This window comes from Acinetobacter radioresistens DSM 6976 = NBRC 102413 = CIP 103788 (assembly GCF_006757745.1).
Lineage (GTDB): Bacteria > Pseudomonadota > Gammaproteobacteria > Pseudomonadales > Moraxellaceae > Acinetobacter > Acinetobacter radioresistens.
In genome coordinates this window covers 1,894,402-1,917,005 of sequence record NZ_AP019740.1, presented here as the reverse complement: position 1 = coordinate 1,917,005, position 22,604 = coordinate 1,894,402, and the positions used below count along the sequence as shown (strand labels likewise).

22 protein-coding genes are annotated in these 22,604 nt (G+C 42.3%); 13 read left to right on the top strand and 9 right to left on the bottom strand.

All coding sequences use genetic code 11. The features are described 5' to 3' along the window. The first annotated feature begins 7 nt into the window (after nucleotides 1-7). The 3 genes from ACRAD_RS08935 to ACRAD_RS08925 all read left to right on the top strand — a co-directional run bounded on the left by ACRAD_RS08935 (nucleotide 8) and on the right by ACRAD_RS08925 (nucleotide 2,528). On the top strand, nucleotides 8-367 hold the full coding sequence (locus tag ACRAD_RS08935) for a NirD/YgiW/YdeI family stress tolerance protein (protein ID WP_005019560.1): 360 nt from the start codon (nucleotides 8-10) through the stop codon (nucleotides 365-367). Between the two features lie 154 nt (nucleotides 368-521). After that, on the top strand, nucleotides 522-1,181 hold the full coding sequence (locus tag ACRAD_RS08930) for a response regulator transcription factor (protein WP_005026728.1): 660 nt from the start codon (nucleotides 522-524) through the stop codon (nucleotides 1,179-1,181). Beyond that, nucleotides 1,182-2,528, top strand: coding sequence for an ATP-binding protein (locus ACRAD_RS08925; protein ID WP_005026723.1), 1,347 nt, complete (start codon nucleotides 1,182-1,184; stop codon nucleotides 2,526-2,528). Nucleotides 2,529-2,593: 65 nt separating this feature from the next. On the opposite strand, the gene hemP is transcribed toward ACRAD_RS08925, so the two are convergent. Next, entirely contained in the window at nucleotides 2,594-2,764 is a 171-nt protein-coding gene (hemP, locus tag ACRAD_RS08920) for a hemin uptake protein HemP (RefSeq protein WP_005019570.1), read from the bottom strand. A 137-nt stretch (nucleotides 2,765-2,901) separates the two neighbouring features. On the opposite strand from hemP, the gene ACRAD_RS08915 reads away from it, so the two are divergent. Continuing rightward, nucleotides 2,902-3,801 carry an NUDIX domain-containing protein gene (locus tag ACRAD_RS08915; RefSeq protein WP_005026719.1) on the top strand — a complete coding sequence of 300 codons (900 nt, stop codon included), beginning with the start codon at nucleotides 2,902-2,904 and terminating at the stop codon, nucleotides 3,799-3,801. A 31-nt stretch (nucleotides 3,802-3,832) separates the two neighbouring features. On the opposite strand, the gene ACRAD_RS08910 is transcribed toward ACRAD_RS08915, so the two are convergent. Together ACRAD_RS08910 and mrcB are read right to left on the bottom strand one after the other, a co-directional pair. After that, entirely contained in the window at nucleotides 3,833-4,387 is a 555-nt protein-coding gene (locus tag ACRAD_RS08910) for a tetratricopeptide repeat protein (protein ID WP_005026717.1), read from the bottom strand. An 18-nt stretch (nucleotides 4,388-4,405) separates the two neighbouring features. Continuing rightward, the gene (gene mrcB / locus ACRAD_RS08905) at nucleotides 4,406-6,808 is read right to left on the bottom strand and encodes a penicillin-binding protein 1B (protein ID WP_005026715.1); all 2,403 of its coding nucleotides are present in this window, start codon (nucleotides 6,806-6,808) and stop codon (nucleotides 4,406-4,408) included. Between the two features lie 191 nt (nucleotides 6,809-6,999). Between mrcB and ACRAD_RS08900 the strand changes: the two genes are divergently transcribed. Together ACRAD_RS08900 and ACRAD_RS08895 are read left to right on the top strand one after the other, a co-directional pair. Next, nucleotides 7,000-7,905 carry an NAD(+) kinase gene (locus ACRAD_RS08900; RefSeq protein WP_005019578.1) on the top strand — a complete coding sequence of 302 codons (906 nt, stop codon included), beginning with the start codon at nucleotides 7,000-7,002 and terminating at the stop codon, nucleotides 7,903-7,905. 2 nt (nucleotides 7,906-7,907) lie between these two features. Further along, complete coding sequence (locus ACRAD_RS08895) at nucleotides 7,908-8,180, top strand: YeaC family protein (RefSeq protein WP_005019580.1); 273 nt, start codon at nucleotides 7,908-7,910, stop codon at nucleotides 8,178-8,180. Nucleotides 8,181-8,277: 97 nt separating this feature from the next. Here the strand turns inward: ACRAD_RS08895 and ACRAD_RS08890 are convergent, their stop codons facing one another. Together ACRAD_RS08890 and ACRAD_RS08885 are read right to left on the bottom strand one after the other, a co-directional pair. Then, on the bottom strand, nucleotides 8,278-8,619 hold the full coding sequence (locus tag ACRAD_RS08890) for a hypothetical protein (RefSeq protein ID WP_005026712.1): 342 nt from the start codon (nucleotides 8,617-8,619) through the stop codon (nucleotides 8,278-8,280). Between the two features lie 99 nt (nucleotides 8,620-8,718). After that, nucleotides 8,719-9,720, bottom strand: a complete 1,002-nt coding sequence (locus ACRAD_RS08885) for a glycosyl transferase family protein (protein WP_005026710.1) — start codon at nucleotides 9,718-9,720, stop codon at nucleotides 8,719-8,721. 430 nt (nucleotides 9,721-10,150) lie between these two features. Here ACRAD_RS08885 and ACRAD_RS08880 point away from each other — a divergent pair, with 430 nt between their 5' ends. Both ACRAD_RS08880 and ACRAD_RS08875 read left to right on the top strand, forming a co-directional pair. Next, complete coding sequence (locus tag ACRAD_RS08880; protein ID WP_005019585.1) at nucleotides 10,151-11,494, top strand: dicarboxylate/amino acid:cation symporter; 1,344 nt, start codon at nucleotides 10,151-10,153, stop codon at nucleotides 11,492-11,494. Between the two features lie 150 nt (nucleotides 11,495-11,644). After that, a complete protein-coding gene (locus tag ACRAD_RS08875) occupies nucleotides 11,645-12,784 on the top strand; it encodes an acyl-CoA dehydrogenase family protein (protein ID WP_005019587.1) in 1,140 nt (379 codons plus the stop codon). 54 nt (nucleotides 12,785-12,838) lie between these two features. Here ACRAD_RS08875 and ACRAD_RS08870 read toward each other — a convergent pair whose 3' ends face one another. Further along, nucleotides 12,839-14,557, bottom strand: a complete 1,719-nt coding sequence (locus ACRAD_RS08870; RefSeq protein WP_005026707.1) for a long-chain-fatty-acid--CoA ligase — start codon at nucleotides 14,555-14,557, stop codon at nucleotides 12,839-12,841. Nucleotides 14,558-15,105: 548 nt separating this feature from the next. Here ACRAD_RS08870 and pheA point away from each other — a divergent pair. From pheA to ACRAD_RS08855, 3 genes are all read left to right on the top strand, one after another. After that, complete coding sequence (gene pheA / locus ACRAD_RS08865) at nucleotides 15,106-16,215, top strand: prephenate dehydratase (RefSeq protein ID WP_005026705.1); 1,110 nt, start codon at nucleotides 15,106-15,108, stop codon at nucleotides 16,213-16,215. Nucleotides 16,216-16,407: 192 nt separating this feature from the next. Next, nucleotides 16,408-18,654: a bifunctional prephenate dehydrogenase/3-phosphoshikimate 1-carboxyvinyltransferase gene (locus ACRAD_RS08860; RefSeq protein ID WP_005026703.1), complete on the top strand. Its 2,247-nt coding sequence runs from the start codon at nucleotides 16,408-16,410 to the stop codon at nucleotides 18,652-18,654. Between the two features lie 124 nt (nucleotides 18,655-18,778). Next, a complete protein-coding gene (locus ACRAD_RS08855; protein ID WP_005026701.1) occupies nucleotides 18,779-19,159 on the top strand; it encodes a hypothetical protein in 381 nt (126 codons plus the stop codon). A gap of 58 nt (nucleotides 19,160-19,217) precedes the next feature. On the opposite strand, the gene ACRAD_RS08850 is transcribed toward ACRAD_RS08855, so the two are convergent. Beyond that, on the bottom strand, nucleotides 19,218-19,850 hold the full coding sequence (locus ACRAD_RS08850; RefSeq protein WP_005019592.1) for an alpha/beta hydrolase: 633 nt from the start codon (nucleotides 19,848-19,850) through the stop codon (nucleotides 19,218-19,220). A gap of 124 nt (nucleotides 19,851-19,974) precedes the next feature. Between ACRAD_RS08850 and yaaA the strand changes: the two genes are divergently transcribed. Continuing rightward, nucleotides 19,975-20,754: a peroxide stress protein YaaA gene (yaaA, locus tag ACRAD_RS08845; protein WP_005026699.1), complete on the top strand. Its 780-nt coding sequence runs from the start codon at nucleotides 19,975-19,977 to the stop codon at nucleotides 20,752-20,754. A 122-nt stretch (nucleotides 20,755-20,876) separates the two neighbouring features. Next, the gene (locus tag ACRAD_RS08840) at nucleotides 20,877-21,506 is read left to right on the top strand and encodes an HD domain-containing protein (RefSeq protein WP_005026697.1); all 630 of its coding nucleotides are present in this window, start codon (nucleotides 20,877-20,879) and stop codon (nucleotides 21,504-21,506) included. Nucleotides 21,507-21,544: 38 nt separating this feature from the next. Here ACRAD_RS08840 and ACRAD_RS08835 read toward each other — a convergent pair whose 3' ends face one another. Both ACRAD_RS08835 and ACRAD_RS08830 read right to left on the bottom strand, forming a co-directional pair. Continuing rightward, nucleotides 21,545-21,928, bottom strand: a complete 384-nt coding sequence (locus ACRAD_RS08835) for a hypothetical protein (RefSeq protein ID WP_005026695.1) — start codon at nucleotides 21,926-21,928, stop codon at nucleotides 21,545-21,547. A gap of 182 nt (nucleotides 21,929-22,110) precedes the next feature. After that, nucleotides 22,111-22,470 (bottom strand): hypothetical protein, encoded by a 360-nt coding sequence (locus tag ACRAD_RS08830; protein WP_005019597.1) that lies wholly within the window; start codon nucleotides 22,468-22,470, stop codon nucleotides 22,111-22,113. Between the last annotated feature and the right edge of the window lie 134 nt (nucleotides 22,471-22,604).

Here is a 22,604-nt window from a genome sequence, read left to right as displayed (position 1 = left end):
AGTGCGTATGAATATGGCGAAACTGGCTTTGTTAACAGGTGCTCTAAGTATTGGTGGCGTGGCTATGGCAAATACTGCCGTGAATCATGCAGCAATCAAAACGGCCCAGGTTACTACGGTAAAACAGGCACTGACCGCAAAAGATGATACCCGTGTGCAATTGCGTGGTCAGGTGGTAAAAGCCTTAGGCGATGAGAAATATCAATTCCGTGACCGGACTGGCACAATTACTGCCGATATTGATGATGAATTATGGCAAGGTAAACCTATTTCTCCAACTACAACCGTAACATTGACCGGCGAAGTTGATATCGATTATAAACCGACTAAACGTGTAGAAATTGATGTAGATTCAGTGAAATTTTAAAGTTTTTAAGCTGTAGTTGTTTCGTGTTTTGTTAATCCTCCTTAGAAACCACATTACTTGCCATTTTAGTAATGTGGTTTTTTTATTGGGCTTTGAATATTTCAACTTTTCAGGGCACTATCAAGATACATAAAAACAGAGATATAAAATAAGGATGAGAATTTTACTGGTTGAAGATGATACCTCTCAAGGTGAAAGTATAAAGACCTGGCTGGAACTGGACGGTTATAGTGTAGATTGGGTAGAGCGGGGAGATTATGCGATGACTGCTCTTAAACAGCACGACTATGAATGTATTTTGCTCGACCGGGGGTTGCCTTATGCCAGTGGTGATGAAATTTTAAAGACCCTGCGACAACATCAGGCCCAGACTCCTGTTATTTTTCTGACAGCCCGTGACAGTATCAGTGACCGGGTGGAAGGATTAGACCTCGGTGCCAATGATTATCTGGTCAAGCCATTTAGCCTGGAAGAACTTTCAGCACGTATACGTAGCCAGATGAGAAACCTGCAAGCGGGACAAAGCCAGACACTGATATGGAATAATATTTGTCTGGATCCGAAAGCAAAAACGGTACAGCAGGAAGGCGAAAGCCGTGACCTGACAGCCAGAGAATTCCAGATTTTGTATAAGTTGATGCAACATCCGAATCATGTGGTGACACGTGAACAGCTGGAAGAGTCGATTTACGCTTGGGGGGATGAAGTCGAAAGTAACGCCATTGAAGTCTATATTTATCAATTACGCAAAAAGTTAGGTAGCCACACAATCAGGACTATTCGTGGTTTAGGTTACCGTATGGGCGAAGCCTAAATGAATGCAAAGCCAGATTCTTTACAGTCTCAACTCATCCGTACTACTATGCTGGGCAGTATTTTGGCGGGACTGCTGGCCTTTTTGCTGCTGATTGGTATTGCTGTTTATCATGCCATGCAGGTTCATGACGAGATTATGGACGAACTCGCAGATACATTGTTGGTTTCTGATTTGTCTGCGAATTCGGGACAGCTTGACGAACTGAGTAATGAATTTGATATTCAGTATCAACTAAACTGGCAAGGGCGTACGCTGGCCCATTCTACCCACTTACAGCAACAGCTTTTTAACGACCTGCCACAAGATTTTGGACTGGTCTGGAAAAATGGTCACTTGTGGCGTAGCTATACGGCGCAGACTAATGATAAACAGTTGAAGGCTGAACTGATCCAGCCCTTGGCTGTTCGTTTTAAGGATATTATCAGAAGTATTCTGATTTACGCTGTTGTATTGTTGCTGGTCTGGCTGGTTCAATGGCTATGGAGTCATTTTGGTATACAGCGGCAGTTGCGTTCCTTAAAAAAGCTCAGTCGAACGATTGCCCAGAAGTCACCATCCGATTTACAACCCATTGAACAGCAGCCATTGGTACAGGAGATTGAACCTGTTATAAATTCGCTGAATCAGTTATTGAGCCGGCTGGATCGGGCATTGACTGCCGAGCAACGCTTCACAGCCGATGCATCCCATGAATTGCGTTCACCCTTATCTGCAATTGCTATGCGTTTACAGGTTTTAAAACGTAAATATAGCCACATTCCTGAACTTGTTCCTGACTTGTTAGCTATTCAGAATGATGTGACCCGTAGTACCCGGGTGTTGGAAAATTTGTTATTACTGGCCAGACTTGACCCTGCTGCATATCAGCAGATGCCTGGTAGTCTGCTACAGCTCCAGCCACTTATTGATGAGGTTGTATACTCACTGGAACTTTTTGCACAGGAGCGTCAAGTAAGTATTCATCAAATAGCTGCATTACCACACGCAGAAATATATGGAAATCAGGAACTCTTATTTACCTGTATCCGTAACCTGATTGATAATGCAATCCGCTATGCACCTGAACATGGTGCAGTTTATATTACCTTAAAAGACGAGCAGCATCACTACCGGTTAATGATTGAAGATAACGGAGCAGGGGTAGATTCAAATACTTTAGAGCGTTTAGGCGAGCGTTTCTTTCGTGGATTAGGTACACGAACATCAGGCTCAGGTCTAGGCCTCTCTATAGCGCGAAAAATTATGGAACTACACAGAGGCTATATCGAATTTACCCCTTCAGACTATGGTGGTTTAAAGGTTACCTTATTATTTTTAAAAGCCCATCAGATAGAATATAAATAAAAAAACAGTATGGGAGAGCCATACTGCCTGTTTCCACGTTTATTATTTTTTGAAGCTGTAAATAGTTATTTGGTTAGAATTAAACGATTGTTGCGGGTCAGACGTAAGCGGTACTCTTCACCCGCATGCATAATACGGATTTCACGCCCGAGTGCAAAAAGATTGCTGGATTGTAGCATTGGCAGAGAAGTGCTGGCTTGAGTCTGGCGTGCAAATAGGTTGAATGGTGCGTTCATTTGTTATAGCTCCGTGGTGTGCAAGAATTCAAATAAATGATAATCATTATCGAATGAGTCTGTCAAATAGAATTTTAAGAATTTATAAACTTCTTATTTTTGCTTACACTAAGTAAAAGCTTATCTCGGATTATTCAATGTCTAAGCCTATCGTGCATGTTGCTGTCGCTTTATTGTTTCATCGTTCAAAAGTATTGGTTGGCTGGCGAGAAGCTAAGCAGCACCAAGGTAACAAGTATGAGTTTCCAGGTGGAAAAGTTGAAGGGAATGAAACTCCTGAAGAAACCTGTCGGCGTGAAATTTATGAAGAAGTCGGGGTTGGCTTGAGTGACTGGCATCCTTTTAGCCTGATCTGTCATGAATATGACGATATTACAGTACATTTGCATCTGTTCTTTGCACATGTACCAGAGGAGATGTTAAACCAGATTCAGAAACCATGGGCTTGGTACACACGTGAAAAATTACAAACACTTGATTTTCCAGCTGCTAATCAGCCAGTGATTGAGCGGTTATATTGGCCACATTCAATCAGGATTGGTACAGCACTTTCAGCGATAGAGCAATTAGCTCAAGATATGCTCTTTTACTGGCGGCCTGAAGAGGCTGAAATTGATAAAAATTGGCTTTTGGAATATAGCATTCAGCAACTAAATAAATTAATAGTGCCTTATCAAGTCTGGCGGTCTCTTAATGTTGAACAGCAACATCACATCGCTGCTGTACATTTAAAACAGTCTGAACAGATGTCTCTGAAAAAAGGCGAACTATGTATTGGGATTCGTTATATTGCTGCCTGCCATGATGCTGCTTCAGTACAGCATGCTGTTCAAATCGGGTGCGAGGCTGTACTTATTAGCCCTGTACAGGCTACTCCGACTCATCCAGAAGCACCAGCATTAGGCTGGGATGCATTTGCAGAACTTGCTCATCAGGCCGATGTGCCCGTTTTTGCTCTAGGCGGATTGTCTAGAGAGGATCTGGAGTGTGCCCGGCAGTACGGCGCCTATGGTATTGCCGGAATCCGTCATATCTAAGTAAAGAAACCAGTTTAAACAGGTCAAGAAGCTAGAATGTATTCAAAGCTGTTTTGGCTTCTTGAATGCTTTTACTGTTTTTCTGAGATTGAGCCGCTTTTAAGATATTTAACCAGAGCTGCTTTTTCATTGGATTGCTCTGTGCATAGCTTAAGCCCCGGCGAGCCAGTGCTTCCGCATTAGCTGGCTTGTTTTGTCTATTAGCAATCATTGAAAGATACAAAAAGGTTTCAGCGGACTGAGGAGCCAGTCTTTGTGCTTGCAATGCATAGCTTTCAGCCTGAGACCATTGGCCCTGTTTATAAGCAGTTTGTGTCTGCAACATCATTTTCCGGAATGCAGGAAGTTCACGACCATCCTTGAACTGCTGTTGAACCTTTTGCTCAGGCACCACTATCTGCACCTTCTGGCGTTTAATTTCTTCCGGCTCATACGGAGTAATTTTTACGCCCGAAGATGTAGCCTGCACTTCAGGAACAGGTCTTGGTGCCAGTTTCTGTTCTTCAGGCTGAGGTAGAGGCGCCGTCTGACAGCCAGCCACTCCAAGCAATGCTAAGGCAAATATGCCAGGTTTTATATGATTCACAAATTTTCTCTATAGCATTTAATTTTCATAACTTCCGCTTGAGATGATTCGGCCTTCAGAAGACGGTAACGTCTGTTCCATTTCAGTCTCGCTTTCACGGATATAGTTTTCGATACTATCTTCTTCAGGCGCAGGTGCGTCGTTATGTTCGGTATCAGGTGTGTAAACTGGTTCGACCTGATAATGTGAAAGGCCACAGGCAGTAGCTCGGCGTGGTACTGTATGACGCAGTATAGGAATGTACATGGCACCTTCACAGCCCTGAGCAGATAAATAACCGGTAGCGCGGTCAATCCAGTGCCACTGTACATTATCAGTCTGGCGCAGATTGACCGGTTCCTGTTTCAACTGTTTCATTACATTAATCCATACCGGCAATGCACCTGTAGAACCAGTAAGGCCCGTTACCTTGTTATTGTCTAGCCCTAGCCATACTACTGCCAGATGATTGCCTGAATAGCCTGCAAACCATGAGTCACGTGTGTCATTGGTGGTACCTGATTTACCGGCCAGTTTAAGGCTGGCTGGAAAACTGTTATATGCAGAACGCCCAGTACCAATGTTCATGACCTGCTGCAGGCCATAGTTTAGAATATAGGCACTCGACGGGTCGATGGTCTGCTGTACATCCAGTCCGTAACGGTCCAATAGCCGGCCATCTGCATCTACTACTGTACGTATGGCACGTGGTGGATATTTGAAACCACCAGTCGCGAAGTTTTCATAAATACTCATGACTTCCATTGGCGACATTTCGACAGCGCCCAAGAAAATAGACGGAAAGGCTGGAATGTTTGAAGTCACTCCAAATTTTCTTAACTGATTGGTAAATGTCGAGAGGCCAAATTCCTGACCAAGTCGTACAGCAGACAGATTATAAGAGTTAGCCAGCGCCTGCATCATGCTGACTACACCATATTCACCACCCGCATAATTCTTGGGTGTCCATTCCTTGCTTTTATCTATTGGAATACTGATAGCAGCATCCTGAATCGAACTGGCCCAGGTATAACGCCCTGACTCAATAGCACTCAGATAGATCACCGGTTTTAAAAGTGATCCTACTTGACGTTTGGCATCAAGAGCACGGTTAAAGCCAGTAAAATCCTGAGTTGAACCAACAGCAGCTATGAGTTCTCCATTCTCCGGATGAGCAATCAGTACTGCACCCTGCAGGTTTTTTAAACGGCCTGGATTACGCTTGGATAAACGTTCTACAGAATTTTTGAAAGCTGTCTGCACACGGGTCTGGGCAATCGGGTCAAGTGTTGTAAAAATACGCAAGCCTCGATTGGTCAGGTCGCCATCCTGATATTCGGTACGTAGCTGACGGCGTACGATATCGAGAAAATCTGGAAATTTGGCTGGTCCTAAAGTTGGCTTGCTAATTACATTTAATGGGCGGGCACTTTCTTCTTCATATTCAGCTTCAGTCAAGTAACCCATCACCTGCATGTTTTTTAGTACTACATTGCGGCGTTTCTTAGCCGCTTCAGGATTACGCCACGGGTTATATAAGGAAGGACCCTGTACCAGGCCTACCAGGAAAGCCTGCTGTGAAATATTCAGTTCACGTAAAGGCAGACCAAAATAGAATTGGGAAGCCAGACCGTAACCATTAATTGAATAATTACCATTCTGGCCCAGATTTACTTCATTCAGGTATGCTTCCAGAATTTCATCTTTGTCATAATGAAGTTCGATGAGCATGGCCATCAGGGCTTCATTAATCTTTCGTTTATAGGTTTTTTCAGGTGACAGGTAAAAGTTTTTAACCAACTGCTGGGTCAGAGTAGATCCACCCTGGCGGCGTCCACCAGTCAGGTTGCTGACCAGAGCCCGGGCAATGCCTCGCACTGAAACACCATGATGATGATAGAAGTTCCGATCTTCAGTCGCAATTAAAGCTTCAATGAGCGGTTTTGGTACACGGTTCAGTTTAATCAGAACCCGGTCTTCATTATGCTGCGGATAAATACCGCCAATCAATAAGGGCTCCAGACGGGTAATACCACTTGTAGAGGGTTTGGTTGTGCGTACTTCGCTGATCTTCTGGTCATTAAAAGTTAATTCCAGAATCTGTTCTGGTTCTACGCTATCACCAAAATCAAAGCCCCGGGTATGGACATATAAGGTATTCCCCTGAGATACATATGAACCTGACTTATCATAACTACTTGCCGATTTATAGCCGAGCAATTTAAGTTCTTGGGCAAAGTCTTGCTGATTGACCGGGGCATTGGTATAGATTTCCAGAGGGCGAGCAAAAACTTTCGCCGGAATATCCCAGCGCTGTCCTTCAAATTTGTCCCGGATAATATTATCTAAGCGGATTAAATATATTCCAAAGGCGACAAAGCCCCCAATAATAAGCACTGAAAAAATGAGTGCAATCAAGCCAATACCACGTTCAAACTTCATAAACGGAAGACATTACCCAAATAAATTTTGCTAATCATGCGAAGCTTTCACCAATTTTGCAATGCTTAAACTGTGAATAAACTCAAATTGGGAACTTGCTCACTTTTACTGTTGCGGTTTTTGAATGTTTTTTTAAAACAACTTTGATAGTGTTATTATAACCAAGAACCGTAAAGGAGTCCGGCGATCTCGTGCAAATAACACATAAGACTTTTCGTAATATTGGCTTATTAGGACGTCCCGATAAATCCTCTGTTGTAGAGACCTTGTGTTTGATTCATGACCACCTGGTGAGTCGCGGTCTGCATCCGGTATTTGATCAGGAAACTGCACAGCTGGTGCCCTATACAGATCCGCAAACAGTCAGTCGGGCACTGCTGGGTGAAATTGTTGATCTGGTTATTGTCGTAGGTGGAGATGGTTCGCTGCTCCACGCAGCACGTGCTTTGGTCCATCACAATACACCAGTAATCGGTGTTAACCGTGGACGTTTAGGTTTTTTGACCGATATAAAACCCTCTGAAGTAATTTTTAAGCTGGATCAGGTGTTGCGTGGAGAATTCCAGCTGGATCGCCGTTTTCTTCTGGAAATGGAAATTCGGTCACAGGGCAATATCATCTATAATGCAATTGCTCTAAACGATATTGTGCTGCATTCAGGCAAGTCAGTTCATATGATCGATTTCGAGATGAATATTGATGGACAGTATGTCTATCGTCAGCATAGTGATGGACTGATTGTTTCTACCCCGACTGGTTCTACAGCTTACGCACTCTCAGGTGGTGGCCCGATTGTACATCCGGGAATGGATGCTATTGTATTGGTGCCAATGCATCCCCATACATTATCATCGCGTCCAATTGTTGTGGGCGGACATAGTGAAATTAAACTGGCTATACGTGAAAATCGTGTGATGCCAATGGTGAGTGCCGACGGTCAGAACAGCGTTTCCCTGAACGTCGGAGATTGCCTGCATATCCGTAAATATCCCTTCAAGTTAAATTTGCTGCATCCACCTGGTTATGACTTTTATATGGCATGTCGTACCAAGCTGGGCTGGAATCAGGATTTTGACTCTTTTCATCAACAGGATTGATCATGAATATTGAACAGATGCTTGCCGTTTTAAATCCTGAGATTGTAGAACGTCTGAGAACTGCCGTTGAAATCGGCAAATGGCCAAATGGCGAGCCACTTACTCAGGAGCAACGTGAAACCTGTCTGCAGGCTGTGATTGCCTGGGAGGTTAAACACCTGCCTGAAGAGGAGCGCACTGGTTATATTAACCGTGGCAGCAAAAAAGAAGATGAGCACTGTGACTCACATGAGCCACAACAGGATGAAGAATTTAAACCGATTCGTTTTGTTTAACTTTATATATAGGCAAAGATAATCCAGTCTTTGTACTTAAAAGCTTTTACTGAGGCCTTAGATTTAAGTCAAAGTAAAAGCTTTTTTATTGTAACTTTCAGCTTTCCATACAGACATCAATAATGCTGTCCTCTTCAAAAACCACGCATATTACATATTGGCTAATTTCATCTGGCAAAGAAAAGTCCAGATGGTTTTCATAATATGTCATCTCCTCTATGTCTAGCTCATCATCTGGAAGCGTATTACTTTTAAACTCAAGTTTTTCTACAACTTGAATTAAGCTTGGTTGAGCGGTGTGAAAGTATTTTTGCCAGTAAGATGTCTCAATTTCATCAAGATGATACTGTATGAACTCTAAAATGGCATTATAAAAAGGATGATTACTATTTATAGCAGCCTGCTGTAATACAGCGCATGCAGATAGCTCTTTAGTCATGTTTTACTCTTTATTGTTATATATAAATTTCTATAAAAATACTCAGGCGTTATGACTTTGACCTACCAGAACTGGTAAGCCAAAATAATTTTTTTACATTTAGGAAGAGTGCCGTGTAGCCCATAGTTCTTTAGCTTTTAACATGGCTTCGTCATAGGTACTACAAACACCCATTGTATATAAAGCAATTCCCATTGTTTCTGTGACAGCTGTTTCACCATATACATGAGTTTGTTTGCCTTCCCAGACTGCTTTAAATTTCTCCAGATTTAACTCTTCTTCAGCAAGGCTGCGTTCCTGTGTCAGTTTGGGCAGTTCATATTCATACAGCTCACTATTTTTAATACCACAAATCAGTGTGCGCGCATCCGGGTTACGCTCAAATTCGCCACCTTCACCCTTGATGACAGCGCTATTCTGGTAGCCTAACCGTGATGCAGTCTGCTGATGAGAACTGCGATAAGCCGGATGGAAAATTGCCTGTAATGTAGCCTTGGCATTAAATGGATTAATCAGGCGTGCCAATGTATGAATAGGGGAACGCAAGCCCATAACATTTCTGAGCGAGATCAAATCACTTAAGACAGGGGAAATCGCCTCAAGGGGAAGATAGGCAAAATTATGTTGTTCGAGTTCGTATTGAACATCCTGTTCACTTTGACAGATGGAATAGCCTAAGTATTCTAGCACCTGTTCAGTATAGAGCCGGTTAAGGGTATGACCTGATGCGCCATGCATAAATACTTTATAACCCGACTGGGCAAGCGTTAATGCTGCCAGCAGAAACCAGGGATAATGTTTTCGTTTGCCGGCATATGAAGACCAGTCCAGATCAACGGATAAAGGGGCAAAATTTAGCTGATCACGGGTAGCCTGTACAAAACCTGCCAACTCATCAACAGATTCCTCTTTTACACGTAACAACATCAGAAATGCACCGAGCTGAACATCCAGAACTTCTTGTTTGAGGATCATGCTGAATGCCTGATAGGCTTCTTCATAAGTTAATGACCTCGCACCATTTTTTCCTTTGCCAATAATCCGGACATATTGCGCAAAAGGATGCTCAAACTCTTTATAAAGATTTTTACGGGTGTTCATTGACAATTTTAATTAGATAATAAGTAAGTTTTTCCACTATGACATAAAACAACAAGGTGTGTAAAACTTTGGTGGGGTTAGACTAATGTCTAATAAGGAATTGTATACAGATTAGCCAGACTTAAAAATAACCATTCCATTATGATATTTCCTTCAAGTAAAATCCGCCTCAGATAGACTTTGTTAAGTTAATTTAATCTTCTCCTGCATTAATAGATTCTACTATTTATAGGTCTGAAGTCTAAGTCATTGATGTTAAGTCCCAAATTCGTTTTTTAAGGCGAATTATTTTCATGCTGAATATTTCCTGTATAGGTAAAAAGTTCTTTACCTTTTTGTTTTTACATGAAATTTCAGGGCTGTGTATTCCTAAGGATAGACCTTGCGCTGGGTATTGACCATGTCCAGAGATATGTAATGAAGAAAAGTTATGGCTAAAAAACCGATTTATAAATCACTTTATTTTCAAGTGATTATTGCGATTATCGCAGGTGTTCTTGTGGGGCATTACTTCCCGAGTACTACTGTCCTCATGAATGGTGTTGAGCAGCAGGTACCAGGTTTGGGCGAACAGCTTAAGCCGTTAGGTGATGGCTTTATTCGTTTAATTAAGATGATTATTGCGCCTGTGATTTTCTGTACTGTGGTAAGTGGTATCGCAGGTATGGAAAGTATGAAGTCAGTGGGTAAGACTGGTGGTGTTGCCTTACTTTACTTCGAAATTGTCTCGACAATTGCCCTGCTGATTGGTCTGCTGGTAATTAATATTGCCAAGCCTGGCGTAGGTATGAATGTTGATCCGGCAACTCTGGATACTGCGGGTATTCAGAAATATGTCGCTTCGGGTGAGTCGCAATCTACAGTCGATTTTCTGCTGCATATTATTCCTGAGACTGTAGTTGGAGCATTTGCAAATGGTGAAATTCTTCAGGTATTACTCTTTGCTATCCTGTTTGGTTTTGCTTTGCACAAACTTGGTGATGCCGGTAAGCCAGTACTTAAGTTTATTGATCAAATCTCGCATGTGTTCTTTAACATTGTAAACATGATCATGAAGCTGGCTCCGATTGGTGCTTTCGGTGCAATGGCTTTTACTATTGGTAAATATGGTGTAGGTTCACTGGTTCAGCTTGGTCAGCTTATTCTCTGTTTCTATATTACCTGTCTGCTGTTTATTTTTATCGTGCTAGGAACCATTGCACGCATTAGCGGTTTCAGTATTCTTAAAATGATCCGCCTGATCCGTGAGGAGCTTCTGATTGTACTAGGTACATCTTCTTCCGAGTCAGTTTTACCGCGTATGCTGAAGAAACTGGAAATTGCAGGTTGTGAGAAGTCTGTAGTGGGTCTGGTTATTCCAACGGGTTATTCATTTAATCTGGACGGTACTTCAATTTACCTGACTATGGCCGCGATCTTTATTGCACAGGCGACCAATACCCAGCTGGATGTAACTCATCAAATTACCTTGCTGCTGGTTCTGCTGATTTCATCTAAAGGTGCAGCAGGGGTAACCGGTTCGGGCTTTATTGTTATGGCAGCAACCCTGTCTGCTGTAGGTCATATTCCTGTCGCTGGTCTGGCACTCATTCTGGGTATCGACCGTTTCATGTCTGAAGCGCGTGCCTTGACTAACCTGGTGGGTAATTCACTGGCAACTATTGTAGTTGCCAAATGGGTAGGCCAGCTAGACAAAGACAAGCTGAATGAAGCTCTGGCTAATCCGGGTGAGGTAGACCGTCAGATGCTTGAGCAGAAAGCAGGACATATTTAAAAATATTTGAACAAAAAGGAAGCTTCGGCTTCCTTTTTTTTAGCTTTATGAACAGCAATAAAAACTCATCAGGTCATGACATCTTTTCGGAAAATAACTAGCATGAGTAAAACAGAAGCTGACTAACAAACTGATAAAAGGAAATAAGACATGCAGCATGATGCCGATCTGGAATTATTCCGTGATAACTTTAGACGTTTTATGAAAGAGCATATTGCACCCCATTATGAACAGTGGGAGCGTGACGGAATCATGCCACGGCATGTCTGGAACCTGTTAGGTGAAAATGGCTTTCTCTGTGTAGATGTACCTGAGGAATATGGCGGCTATGGCGTGCCTACCTATTATTCACTGATGTTGGTAGAAGAGTCAGCCCGGGCTGGTTATAGTTCACTATCGACAGGTATATCCTGTCATTCAGAAATTGCTGCTCCTTATATTCTGAATATTGGTAGTGAGGAACAGAAGCAGTACTGGTTACCTAAAATGGTGAGTGGTGAAGTGGTGGGTGCAATTGGCATGACTGAACCGGGGGCTGGTTCTGATTTGCAGTCAATGCGAACCAACGCAATTTTGCAAGATGACAGTTATATATTAAATGGTTCCAAAACCTTTATTTCTAATGGGCAGCACGCAGATCTGGTAGTATTGGCTGCTAAAACCGATCCACAAGCCCGAGCTAAAGGTGTTTCGCTTTTACTGCTTGATACCCATCTGGATGGTTTTAAGAAAGGAACCAATCTGGACAAGATCGGTTTGCATTCACAAGATACCTCAGAGATGTTCTTCGATAATATTAAAGTACCCCAAAACCAGTTACTTGGTCAGCCGGGGCAAGGCTTTGCTTATCTGATGCAGGAGTTGCCACGCGAGCGTACTGCGATAGCTGCTACTGCTCTGGGTGCTATACGGGGCAGTATTGATGTAACTACAGCTTATGTTCAGGAGCGCCAAGCTTTCGGTCAGCCGATCGCTCAATTCCAGAATACCCGCTTTGTACTGGCACAGGCCAAGATTGATGAATTGGCTACAGCTGCATTTTATGAGCGAAATGTAGAGCTCTATCAGCAGGGCCAGCTCGATGTTGCTACAGCTGCCGCTTTAAAAAGTTTTAGTACCGATATGCAGATGAAAGTTGCTGACAACTTGCTTCAGCTGTTTGGTGGTTATGGCTATATGTCCGAATATCCGATTTCACGTTTCTTTGTAGATGCCAGAATCCAGCGGATTTATGGTGGTACCAATGAAATCATGAAAGAGATCGTGGCGCGTAGCCTGCTTGGAAAATAAAGATAAGATAAAAAAGCCTGCTTCCGCAGGCTTTTCTATTTTAGTGGCGTGAAATTAAGCACTCTGCAATTGCTGTTGTAAATTACGAAGCTCGGCCCGAAGGATTTTACCTACCGTTGACTTGGGTAATTCAGGTAAAATTTCTATCACTTTTGGAACTTTGTAGGCGGTAAGATGCTCTTTGCAGTGCGCCAGTATTTCATCAGTGGATAGAGACGGATTACGTGTAGCGATATAAGCTTTCACAGCTTCGCCAGTCTGTACATCTGGCACCCCAATAACCGCCACTTCAATAATGTCCGGATGCTCGGCAATGACTGCTTCGATTTCATTTGGATAAACATTAAAACCTGAAACCAGTACCATATCTTTTTTACGGTCCAGAATATAACAGAAGCCATCTTCATCGAGCTGGGCAATATCACCTGTATGTAACCAGCCCTCTACAAAAGTGTCAGCACTTTCTTCCGGCCGGTTGAGATAGCCCTGCACAATATGCGGACCTTTTACACAGAGTTCGCCCGCACTACCGAGAGGGACTTCATTTCCCTGAACATCTACAATTTTAATTTCAGAACCAGGTAATGGAAAACCGACAGAACCTTGACGAATTATGCTAATTGGAGGATGCAGCATGGCTGCGCAACTGGTTTCAGTCATGCCAAACCCTTCAATAATATTACCTATTTTAGCTTTCCAGTGTTCAGCTGTAGCTGGTCTTAGTGCTGTTCCGCCAGAAATGGCACAAGTGAGCTCTGGCGGATTTTGCACAAACCAGTCTTCAGCCAGTAATCCTGCATATAATGTATCAACTCCGGTCAACCAGGTAATCTTAAACTGTTCAAATGCCGGCCTTAAATTGCTGACAGGACGCGGTGAAGGAACCAGAATATTATGCGATCCGCCTTCAAAGAACATCAGAAAATTAACACTGAATGCAAAAATATGATAAAGCGGAATAGCAGTCAGAATACTGTCTTGCTGATTAAAAGCTGAATTGTGCGCACGCAAATAATCTCCGGTCATGCGTACCAAGGACAGTAAATTCTGATGCGTAATAATCGCCCCTTTACTGCGACCTGTTGTACCGCCTGTATATTGATACAGCGCGATTGCGGTCGTCTGTGATTGTAATTCAGGTAGCTGTTCTGCTTTTTTAAAAACTTGTGAAAAAGAAAAGTAGTCAATGCTTGGTGTTAGCGAACGTCCCTGAGCTTCGGCGTCTGTTTCTATTTTTTTAGCAATCAGCGCCTGATACGGCGCATCAAAAAAGTCACTTAAACTCGCTGTAATCAGCGCAAGAGATTTAAGATCATTATTTTTCGCAATTACTTTTTCAAAAGTAGCTAAGAACATGTCTGAAACTATTAAAGCTTTTGCCTGACTGTCGTTAAGCTGATACTCCAGTTCGCGTGCGGTATAAAGCGGGTTGATATTGGTAATAATAAGGCCAGCTTTCCAGCAGGCAAAAACTGCAATTGGATAATGCAGACAATTTGGCATCTGCAAGCCTACAACATCACCTGGTTGTAATTGAAGCTCATGCTGGAAGTAACGTGCCAGCAAGTCAGAATAATACTGAATCTGCTTAAAACTTAATGTCTTTGCGAGGCCCGTAGGCAGAACCAGACTAAATGCAGCCGCATCTGAAAAATCATGCACTGCTTTATCAAACAGCTCACTTAAATTTTGTGGAATGGATGTGGCATCAAATTGATAGTCTTGCAGGCTGGCTGGCAAGTTCTTTTTCCATGGGCGTTGTGCATAAATCATTTATTATTCCTTTTAATTGTTGATTCAGTCTGTACCTGACCTGTTATTAAAATTATAGAACTATCAAACTTTCACAATGATTAAATCTGCCAATACAAAGGCATTCTATTAAATAGAAGTAACTTGATTTTTGAATAGGTCAAATACTCAATATAAGAGACTCACATTAAAAAAAATGAAATAGAATACAGATATTTGCTTATAAAAATAAAAAATTGAAGTATTTATACTCGACAGCCAGACTGAGATATTAAAATAAGCTAACTGGCAAAATACATCAGCCGATAACTTTTCTTTGAAATAACTTTTATAAGTTGATGGAATTAAATTAAGAGCCAATACACATTACATATCTGTTTTCCAAATCATCCACAGTTCTTTTTATAAAAAGAGCCAGAGTATTAAGGCTAAGAAAATTTAACGAGGTGTTCCAAAGTAGCAACTGGCTGTTTTTGCATCTATTTCAATCAAAGTCAGATTGCGCAACATTTAAAAGCTAACTATTGTTATACTAATTTGTATACATGTTTTCCAAGGGCAATATAACAATGGGTCATGATGATCAGAAAAATTCATCCTCTTTCAATCTGGAACAGATCCGTAATGAAATCGACTCTGTTGACCAGCAATTACAAGAGCTGATTAACCGCCGTGCCAGCCTGGCCGAAGCGGTTGCAGAAGCAAAGTTTGCTGCTGAAGAAAACCCGTTGTTTTATCGCCCTGAACGTGAAGCACAAGTCTTGCGTAAAGTTATGGAACGCAATGATGGACCTTTATCAGACGTAACCATGGCGCGCTTGTTTCGTGAAATCATGTCTGCCTGTCTCGCTCTTGAAGCACCACAAAGCATCGCTTTTTTAGGGCCGGAAGGTACCTATACCCATTCTGCCGTACTGAAACATTTTGGACAGGATGCCTTGGTTCGTCCAATTGCAACGATTGATGAAGTCTTTCGCGAGGTAGAAGCAGGTAGTGCCCATTATGGTGTAGTACCTGTTGAGAACTCGTCTGAAGGTGTTGTAAACCATACATTGGACTGTTTTAGAGGTTCAAGCCTCAATGTAATTGGCGAAGTAGAACTTCGTATTCATCATCAGTTTCTGGTATCTGAAAATACCCGTAAAGACAGTATCAAACAAATCTATGCCCACCAGCAAACACTGGCACAGTGTCGTCATTGGCTGGATGCACACTATCCGGGCGTTGAGCGGGTAGCGCTGAACTCGAATGCAGAAGCTGCACGTCGTATCCGTAACGAATGGCATTCAGCTGCAATTGCTTCTGATATTGCGGCCAGTTTGTATAACCTTGAAATTATGCACAGCAATATTGAGGATAATCCTGAAAATACTACGCGTTTTCTGGTGATTGGCCGTGAGAAGATTCCACAAAGCGGTAATGATAAAACTTCACTATTGATTTCTGCTCATGACCGTGCGGGTGCCTTACTGGAAATTCTGGCTCCATTTGCCAAGCACAACATCAGCCTGACCAGTATTGAAACCCGTCCTGCATTGCCAGAAAAATGGGCTTATGTATTCTTTATCGATCTGGAAGGCCATATCGAGCAGGAAAATGTTGCGGCAGCAATCGAAGAAATCCGTCCAATAGTTAAAGAACTGCGTGTACTGGGTTCTTATCCGGTTGCTGTACTATAAAGCTGAGACCTGTTAGATCATGGCAGTAGTAGTTTTTATATTACTGCCATATACCAAAAGTTCAGAGAGTGATGAATAAAAGGATAAAAATTGAGAAGCTATTTTTATTCGAAAAAATTTGAAACTCTTCCCGATACTTGAAATATTAAACACTTGAAACAAGGCAAAAGCCCTTGAGGCAAAACTGAAGTTATGTCCCAACCCCTGTTTGAAAAAGTTGCATTTATTGGCCTTGGGCTAATTGGTTCAAGTCTGGCCCGTGTAATTGTGGCTCAAAAGCTGGCCCGTCACGTGGTGGCCGCGACCCGTTCTCAAAAAACACTGGAAGATGCCAAAGCTTTGGGCCTGATTGAGCAGGGCTATAGTGATCCTGTAGAAGCAGTACAAGGGGCAGACCTGATTGTTCTGGCTTTACCAGTACGTGCTACCCAGAAAATACTTGAGCAGATCAAACCTCATATTTGCGCACATACTATCCTGACAGATGTCGGCAGTACCAAAGGAAATGTGGTAGAGGCAGCCAAAGCAGTGTACGGCACCCATCTGCCGCCCGGTTTTGTACCGGGCCATCCGATTGCAGGAAGTGAGCATACTGGTGTCTATGCTGGTAAAGTCGATCTGTTTGCCAATCACAAGGTCATTCTGACACCTTTGCCAAGTAGTGCCAGCTGGGCGGTTGATAAACTGATTGAGCTCTGGGAAGCTGCGCAAGCAGAAGTTATCTGCATGGATGTTGAAAAACATGATGAAGTTCTGGCACATACCAGTCATTTACCGCATTTGATGGCATTTAACCTGGTCGAGCAACTGGCCAGCCGTGAAGATAACCTGGACATCTTCCGTTATGCAGCCGGCGGTTTTCGTGATTTCTCGCGTGTGGCCGCCAGTGACCCTCAAATGTGGCATGACATTTTTTTTGCCAATAAAAAAGCAATTTTAAATGCAGTAGATGGCTTTGAACAGCAGCTCGGCATTATTCGAAAAATGATTGAAAATGAAGACTCGCAGGCATTAATGGGCCTACTGGGACATGCTCAGGCTGCGCGTCAGCACTTTAACCACATGTTAGCCCAAAAACCGTTGATGGAGAAAAACAAGGTGACACAACAATTTACCATTCTGCCGGGAAACAAAACTTTTCAGGGTAAATTTACCGTACCTGGTGACAAGTCTGTGTCTCATCGCTCTATCATGTTTGGTGCAATTGCCGAAGGTACTACTCATGTCACAGGCTTTCTGGAAGGTGAAGATGCACTAGCTACCTTACAGGCTTTTCGCGATATGGGCGTAAGTATTGAAGGTCCGAAAAATGGTGAGGTTACCATTCATGGGGTGGGTATGCACGGACTTAAGGCTCCGGCAAGTGCACTTTATATGGGGAATTCAGGAACCAGCATGCGTCTGCTGTCTGGCATGCTGGCTGCACAGAAATTTGATACGGTCATGACTGGTGACGCCTCTTTATCCAAACGTCCAATGGAACGGATTGCCAAACCCTTACGTCTGATGGGTGCCCAGATTCAAACCACAGGTGAAAAAGGTACACCGCCGGTCAGTATTAGTGGTCAGCAAAAATTGCAAGGTATTCATTATGATTTGCCAATGCCTTCTGCTCAGGTAAAGTCAGGAATTCTGCTTGCGGGATTATGGGCTGAAGGTGAAACTTCAGTTACTGAACCTGAGCCAACCCGCGACCATACCGAGCGTATGCTACGTGCTTTTGGCTATGAGGTTAAAACTGAAGGTCATAAAATTTCACTTATAGGTGGTGGCAAACTGGTCGGTACAGAGATTCAGGTACCTTCAGATATTTCTTCCGCAGCATTTTTCATGGTGGGGGCTGCTATTACTCAGAATTCGGATGTACTTCTGGAAGCAGTCGGTATAAATCCAACCCGTACCGGAATTATCGAAATTCTGAAACAGATGGGAGCTGACCTGACAATTGAGAATGAACGCATTGCGGGGGGGGAGCCAATTGCTGATATTCATATCAAAGGTAGCCGGACGCTCAAGGGGATACATATTCCTGAAGACCAGGTTCCACTTGCAATTGATGAGTTCCCGGCACTATTTGTTGCGGCAGCTTGTGCAGAAGGGCAAACAGTACTGACTGGTGCTGCCGAACTGCGGGTGAAAGAGTCTGACCGGATTCAGGTAATGGCTGATGGCCTTAAAACTATGGGCATCGACTGCACCCCGACTGAAGATGGAATCATCATTGAAGGTAAAGGAAAAAGTGGAGACTGGTCGGCTGTCTTTACCGGCGGTGAAATCGAATCACATCATGATCACCGGATCGCTATGAGCTTTAGTATGGCAGGGCTGCGAAGTTCAGGAACAATTAATATTATGGGTACTGAAACGGTAGCCACCAGCTTCCCGACCTTTACTGAACTCGCTAATAAAGCCGGGCTTGCCATACAGATTAGTGAATAGATACGAATAAAGTTTAATAAAAATGTTGTTTTTGTCTAACAACAGTCAAGTGAATGCTTGGCTGTTGTGCGTTTATTGCTTATGCTAAATCCATACAACAAGAAAGCATTTCAGGACAACGCCAATGAGAACCCTACAATTTACTGCCCAATGTGCTGAACATCAACAAACTGATCATATACAAGATGAATGCCGTATTGCCCAAGAATATGTAACTGACCTTTTATCTAAGCGTCTTGTCCAGCATGGCTTCCAGGCCAGCCGTAATGAGCCTGATAAAATTGCGGTAAGTGTAGAGAGTCATCCTTTACCTATTTCTGTGATATGTGAATCTGCCCAGGATGGAAAGGGGCATCTGGTTTGCAGGATTAATGCACATGCTGACGAAGAACAGGACTGGTTTGAAAAAATTGAAATGCAGAGTGTGATTAAACAGTTGGGGCAGGCTATTGAAACTACATTAAAAAATGATGAGTCATTTAGCCAGTTCGAATGGAAAAGCTAAACTTATGACTCATCTAAAAAGGCCCGAAATTAATATATACCGGGCCTTTATTTATTTTTTATTCAACGATTAAAAAACGGGAAATCGCGATACGTAACTGTTTTAAATAGCCCGTAAAAAAGTGATTTGCCCCCGGCAGAATAGTAATCAGATGCTTTTGTGGCGTAGCCCAGCTAATAGCATCCGATAACAAGGTGATTTCATCCTTTTCACCATGAATAAACAGGATATCTCCCTGAATTTCAGGCGTTTTATAATGACGCAAGCCGGCTACAGTATTGGTAGGCAGACCACATAAAATCAACTGTTTAGGCCTCTCTACTGCTGGCAAGGCATCATAAGCTTTTGCCATCACGTGAGCACCAAAGCTGAAGCCACCTGCATAAAATGGCAAATGGGAATGTAGGGCACGAATATGTTGTAGTACCGCTAAAGTATCATCTGTCTCGCCATAGCCTTCATCATGTGTTCCGGTACTTTGCCCTGAACCACGAAAACTTGGACGATAAACCACACAGCCACGTTCAGATAAAATCTGGGCTAAAAGTGCAGGAACCTTATGTTGAGGTGTGCCTCCCTGAAGAGGGTGAGGGTGGCAAACGAGGGCATATCCTTTTACTTCGCCTTGGGGATAATCAACAAAAACTTCAATTTGCCCCACCGGACCTTGAATAAAGATTTGCTCGGACATAGTACAAACGATAAATAGCAGGAGAATCGCGTATTTTAGCGATTAACTTCAGCAAAAACACAAATTGGCATTAAAATAAGTCGACTGTTATAGTTTGATTAATTATTTTTTGATCAGGTTGTTTATGTTAGCTCTAATTTCCCCTGCCAAGACCTTAGATTATGAATCTGCATTACCTACCGATGAACATACTTTACCAAGACTGCTTGAGCACTCACAAGAACTTATAGACTTTTGTCGTAAACTGTCTGCTTCAGAAATCGCCAGTTTGATGAGTGTTAGTGAGAAAATAGCCCAATTGAATACTGCGCGTTTTCAGGATTGGACACCAGAATTTAATTTTGGTAATGCCCGACAGGCTATTTTTGCTTTTAAAGGCGATGTATATACCGGTCTGGATGCCTATAGTCTGAAACACAACAATCTGAATTTTGCCCAGCAACATTTGCGAATGCTATCGGGTCTATATGGCTTGTTAAGGCCACTAGATTTAATGATGCCTTACCGTCTGGAAATGGGTACCAAACTGCAAAACAGCCGTGGACATAACCTGTATGAGTTTTGGGGAGACCTTATTACCCAGCAGATTAACCAGGAACTGACTGAACACCAGCATAACTATTTAATCAACCTTGCATCAGATGAATACTACAAGGCAGTGCAAGAAAACAAAATACAAGCTGCTATCATTAAACCGATCTTTCTTGACCAGAAGAATGGTAAATACAAAATCATCAGTTTTTATGCCAAAAAAGCACGTGGCCTGATGGCACGCTTTATTATAGAAAACCAGTTAACCCAGCCAGAAGATTTAAAAGCTTTTAATAGTGAGGGTTATTATCTGGACACAGTAAATTCAAGCGCTAAAGAACTAATTTTTAAACGTGATGAGCAATCTGTTTAAATATATTCTCACGTATAGAATAACCAGTATTCGAATTATGGCTATTGGTTATTTATAGAATAAGTTTTCATCAAAAAATAAGGTAAAAGTCCGGCTGAGCTAAGAAATAGGAATACTAATTTATGCAACCTAAGCTAGAAAGACTTAAGCAATACTGGCAAGAACTTCAACAGACTAATGCATTGTATTTATCAGACAGCCTGCTTCAGAAATTAATTACTGCCTATCAGGAACCTCAGCGTTATTATCATACACTTCAACATATAGAAGAATGTCTGGACTTATACCAGCCTCTAAAAATGTGCGTGAATGACCCCTTGGCTGTTGAGCTGGCGATCTGGTTTCATGACGTGGTTTATGAGCCAAAATCTGATCAAAATGAATTAAAAAGTGCCGAGTTAATGAAACAGAGTCTGGCACCTTACATGACTATTGATCAAATCTCTAAAATTTACTCGTGGATACTGGCAACACAAACTCATGAACTGTCTGAAGATGACGATCTGGACCTTAAAACCTTGCTTGATATAGACTTGGCGATTTTAGGTAGTAAACCGTCCCGTTTTGCTGAGTATGAGCAGCAGATTCAACAAGAATATGCCTGGGTGTCAGAGGGTATATATCATGAAAAGCGCAAAAAAGTTTTATCTCATTTTTATCAAGCCCATCCGTTATTTAAAACTGAATATTTTCAGGATAAACTGGAAAATCAGGCAAAAATTAATCTTGAAAAAGTTTTAAAGGCTAATTAAAAGGCTCCCGGAAGGGGAGCTTTTTAACCACAAAAAATTTACTGGGTCTGACTATTATGCTGAGAGCTATCGCGTGTTTCACGCTCTTGTGCAGGGTCAATTACCCGTGATTCGCCAGTGGCTTCATTTGCAGCCTGTCCCGCACCCTCACTCACTTCTTTAGTAGCTACTGCAGTTGCATTAGCGCCTTTTTCCATCGCTATGGTTGCACCTTTGGTAGCCTGACTGGTCTCATCGAAACCAGCTTTAGTTGCATCCTTTAAACTTTCACCTACGCCATCTGAAGGGGCTTCCATCTGGTCCATGGGTTTAGCCATGGCATTATCTTTCGCCATATCCGAAGACTTTTCTTTATCACACCCAACCAAGAACAAAGCCGAAGTCATGCCTAAAGCAACTACCAGTTTATTTAAGTTTTTCATGTATACATCCTTCTAATTTTTTCAACTTTTCTTCACTATTCAAATCTAAACATAAAGAAGGGTGGTATTACGACTCAGCTTTGTTGAAAAGTTGTAAGAGTTGTTATCTATTAGATTTTTTAGATAAAACTTAGATATAAAAAAGCCCTCAATGTAAGGGCTTTTTTATATTCAGTACAATATTACTGTGAACTGCCAGTTCCGCTGGTACCACCAGTTGTACCTGTGGTGCCAGTAGTTCCCGTATTAGTCATGGTATCTGTTGTACCACCAGTTGTGGTACCTGTAGTTGCACCAGTTGTATCTGTAGCGGTGCCTGTTGTAGCCGGATCAGCCACTGTGCCAGTAGTATTGTCTAATCGCTCGCCTGCGGTATTATTCATATCCATAGTAGAGTCTGTTGTAGTTGTGCCAGTAGCAGTCGAATCGGTGGTTGTACCAGCAGTCGCAGCATGATCATCAGCTTCTGGAGTTTTATTGTTATTACAGCCAACAATGAGAACTGTAGAAGCTAAACCTAACGCAGCAATTAACTTTTTCATTTATTTTCCTTCCTTTTGTTGATTAAAAAACATTCAGGAAAATATAAGCATAAAGAAAAGTTGTAATAAAGACTACATATTGTTGAGGACTTGTAAGATATATATAAAAAAAGCATATTCTTGTAAGGAATATG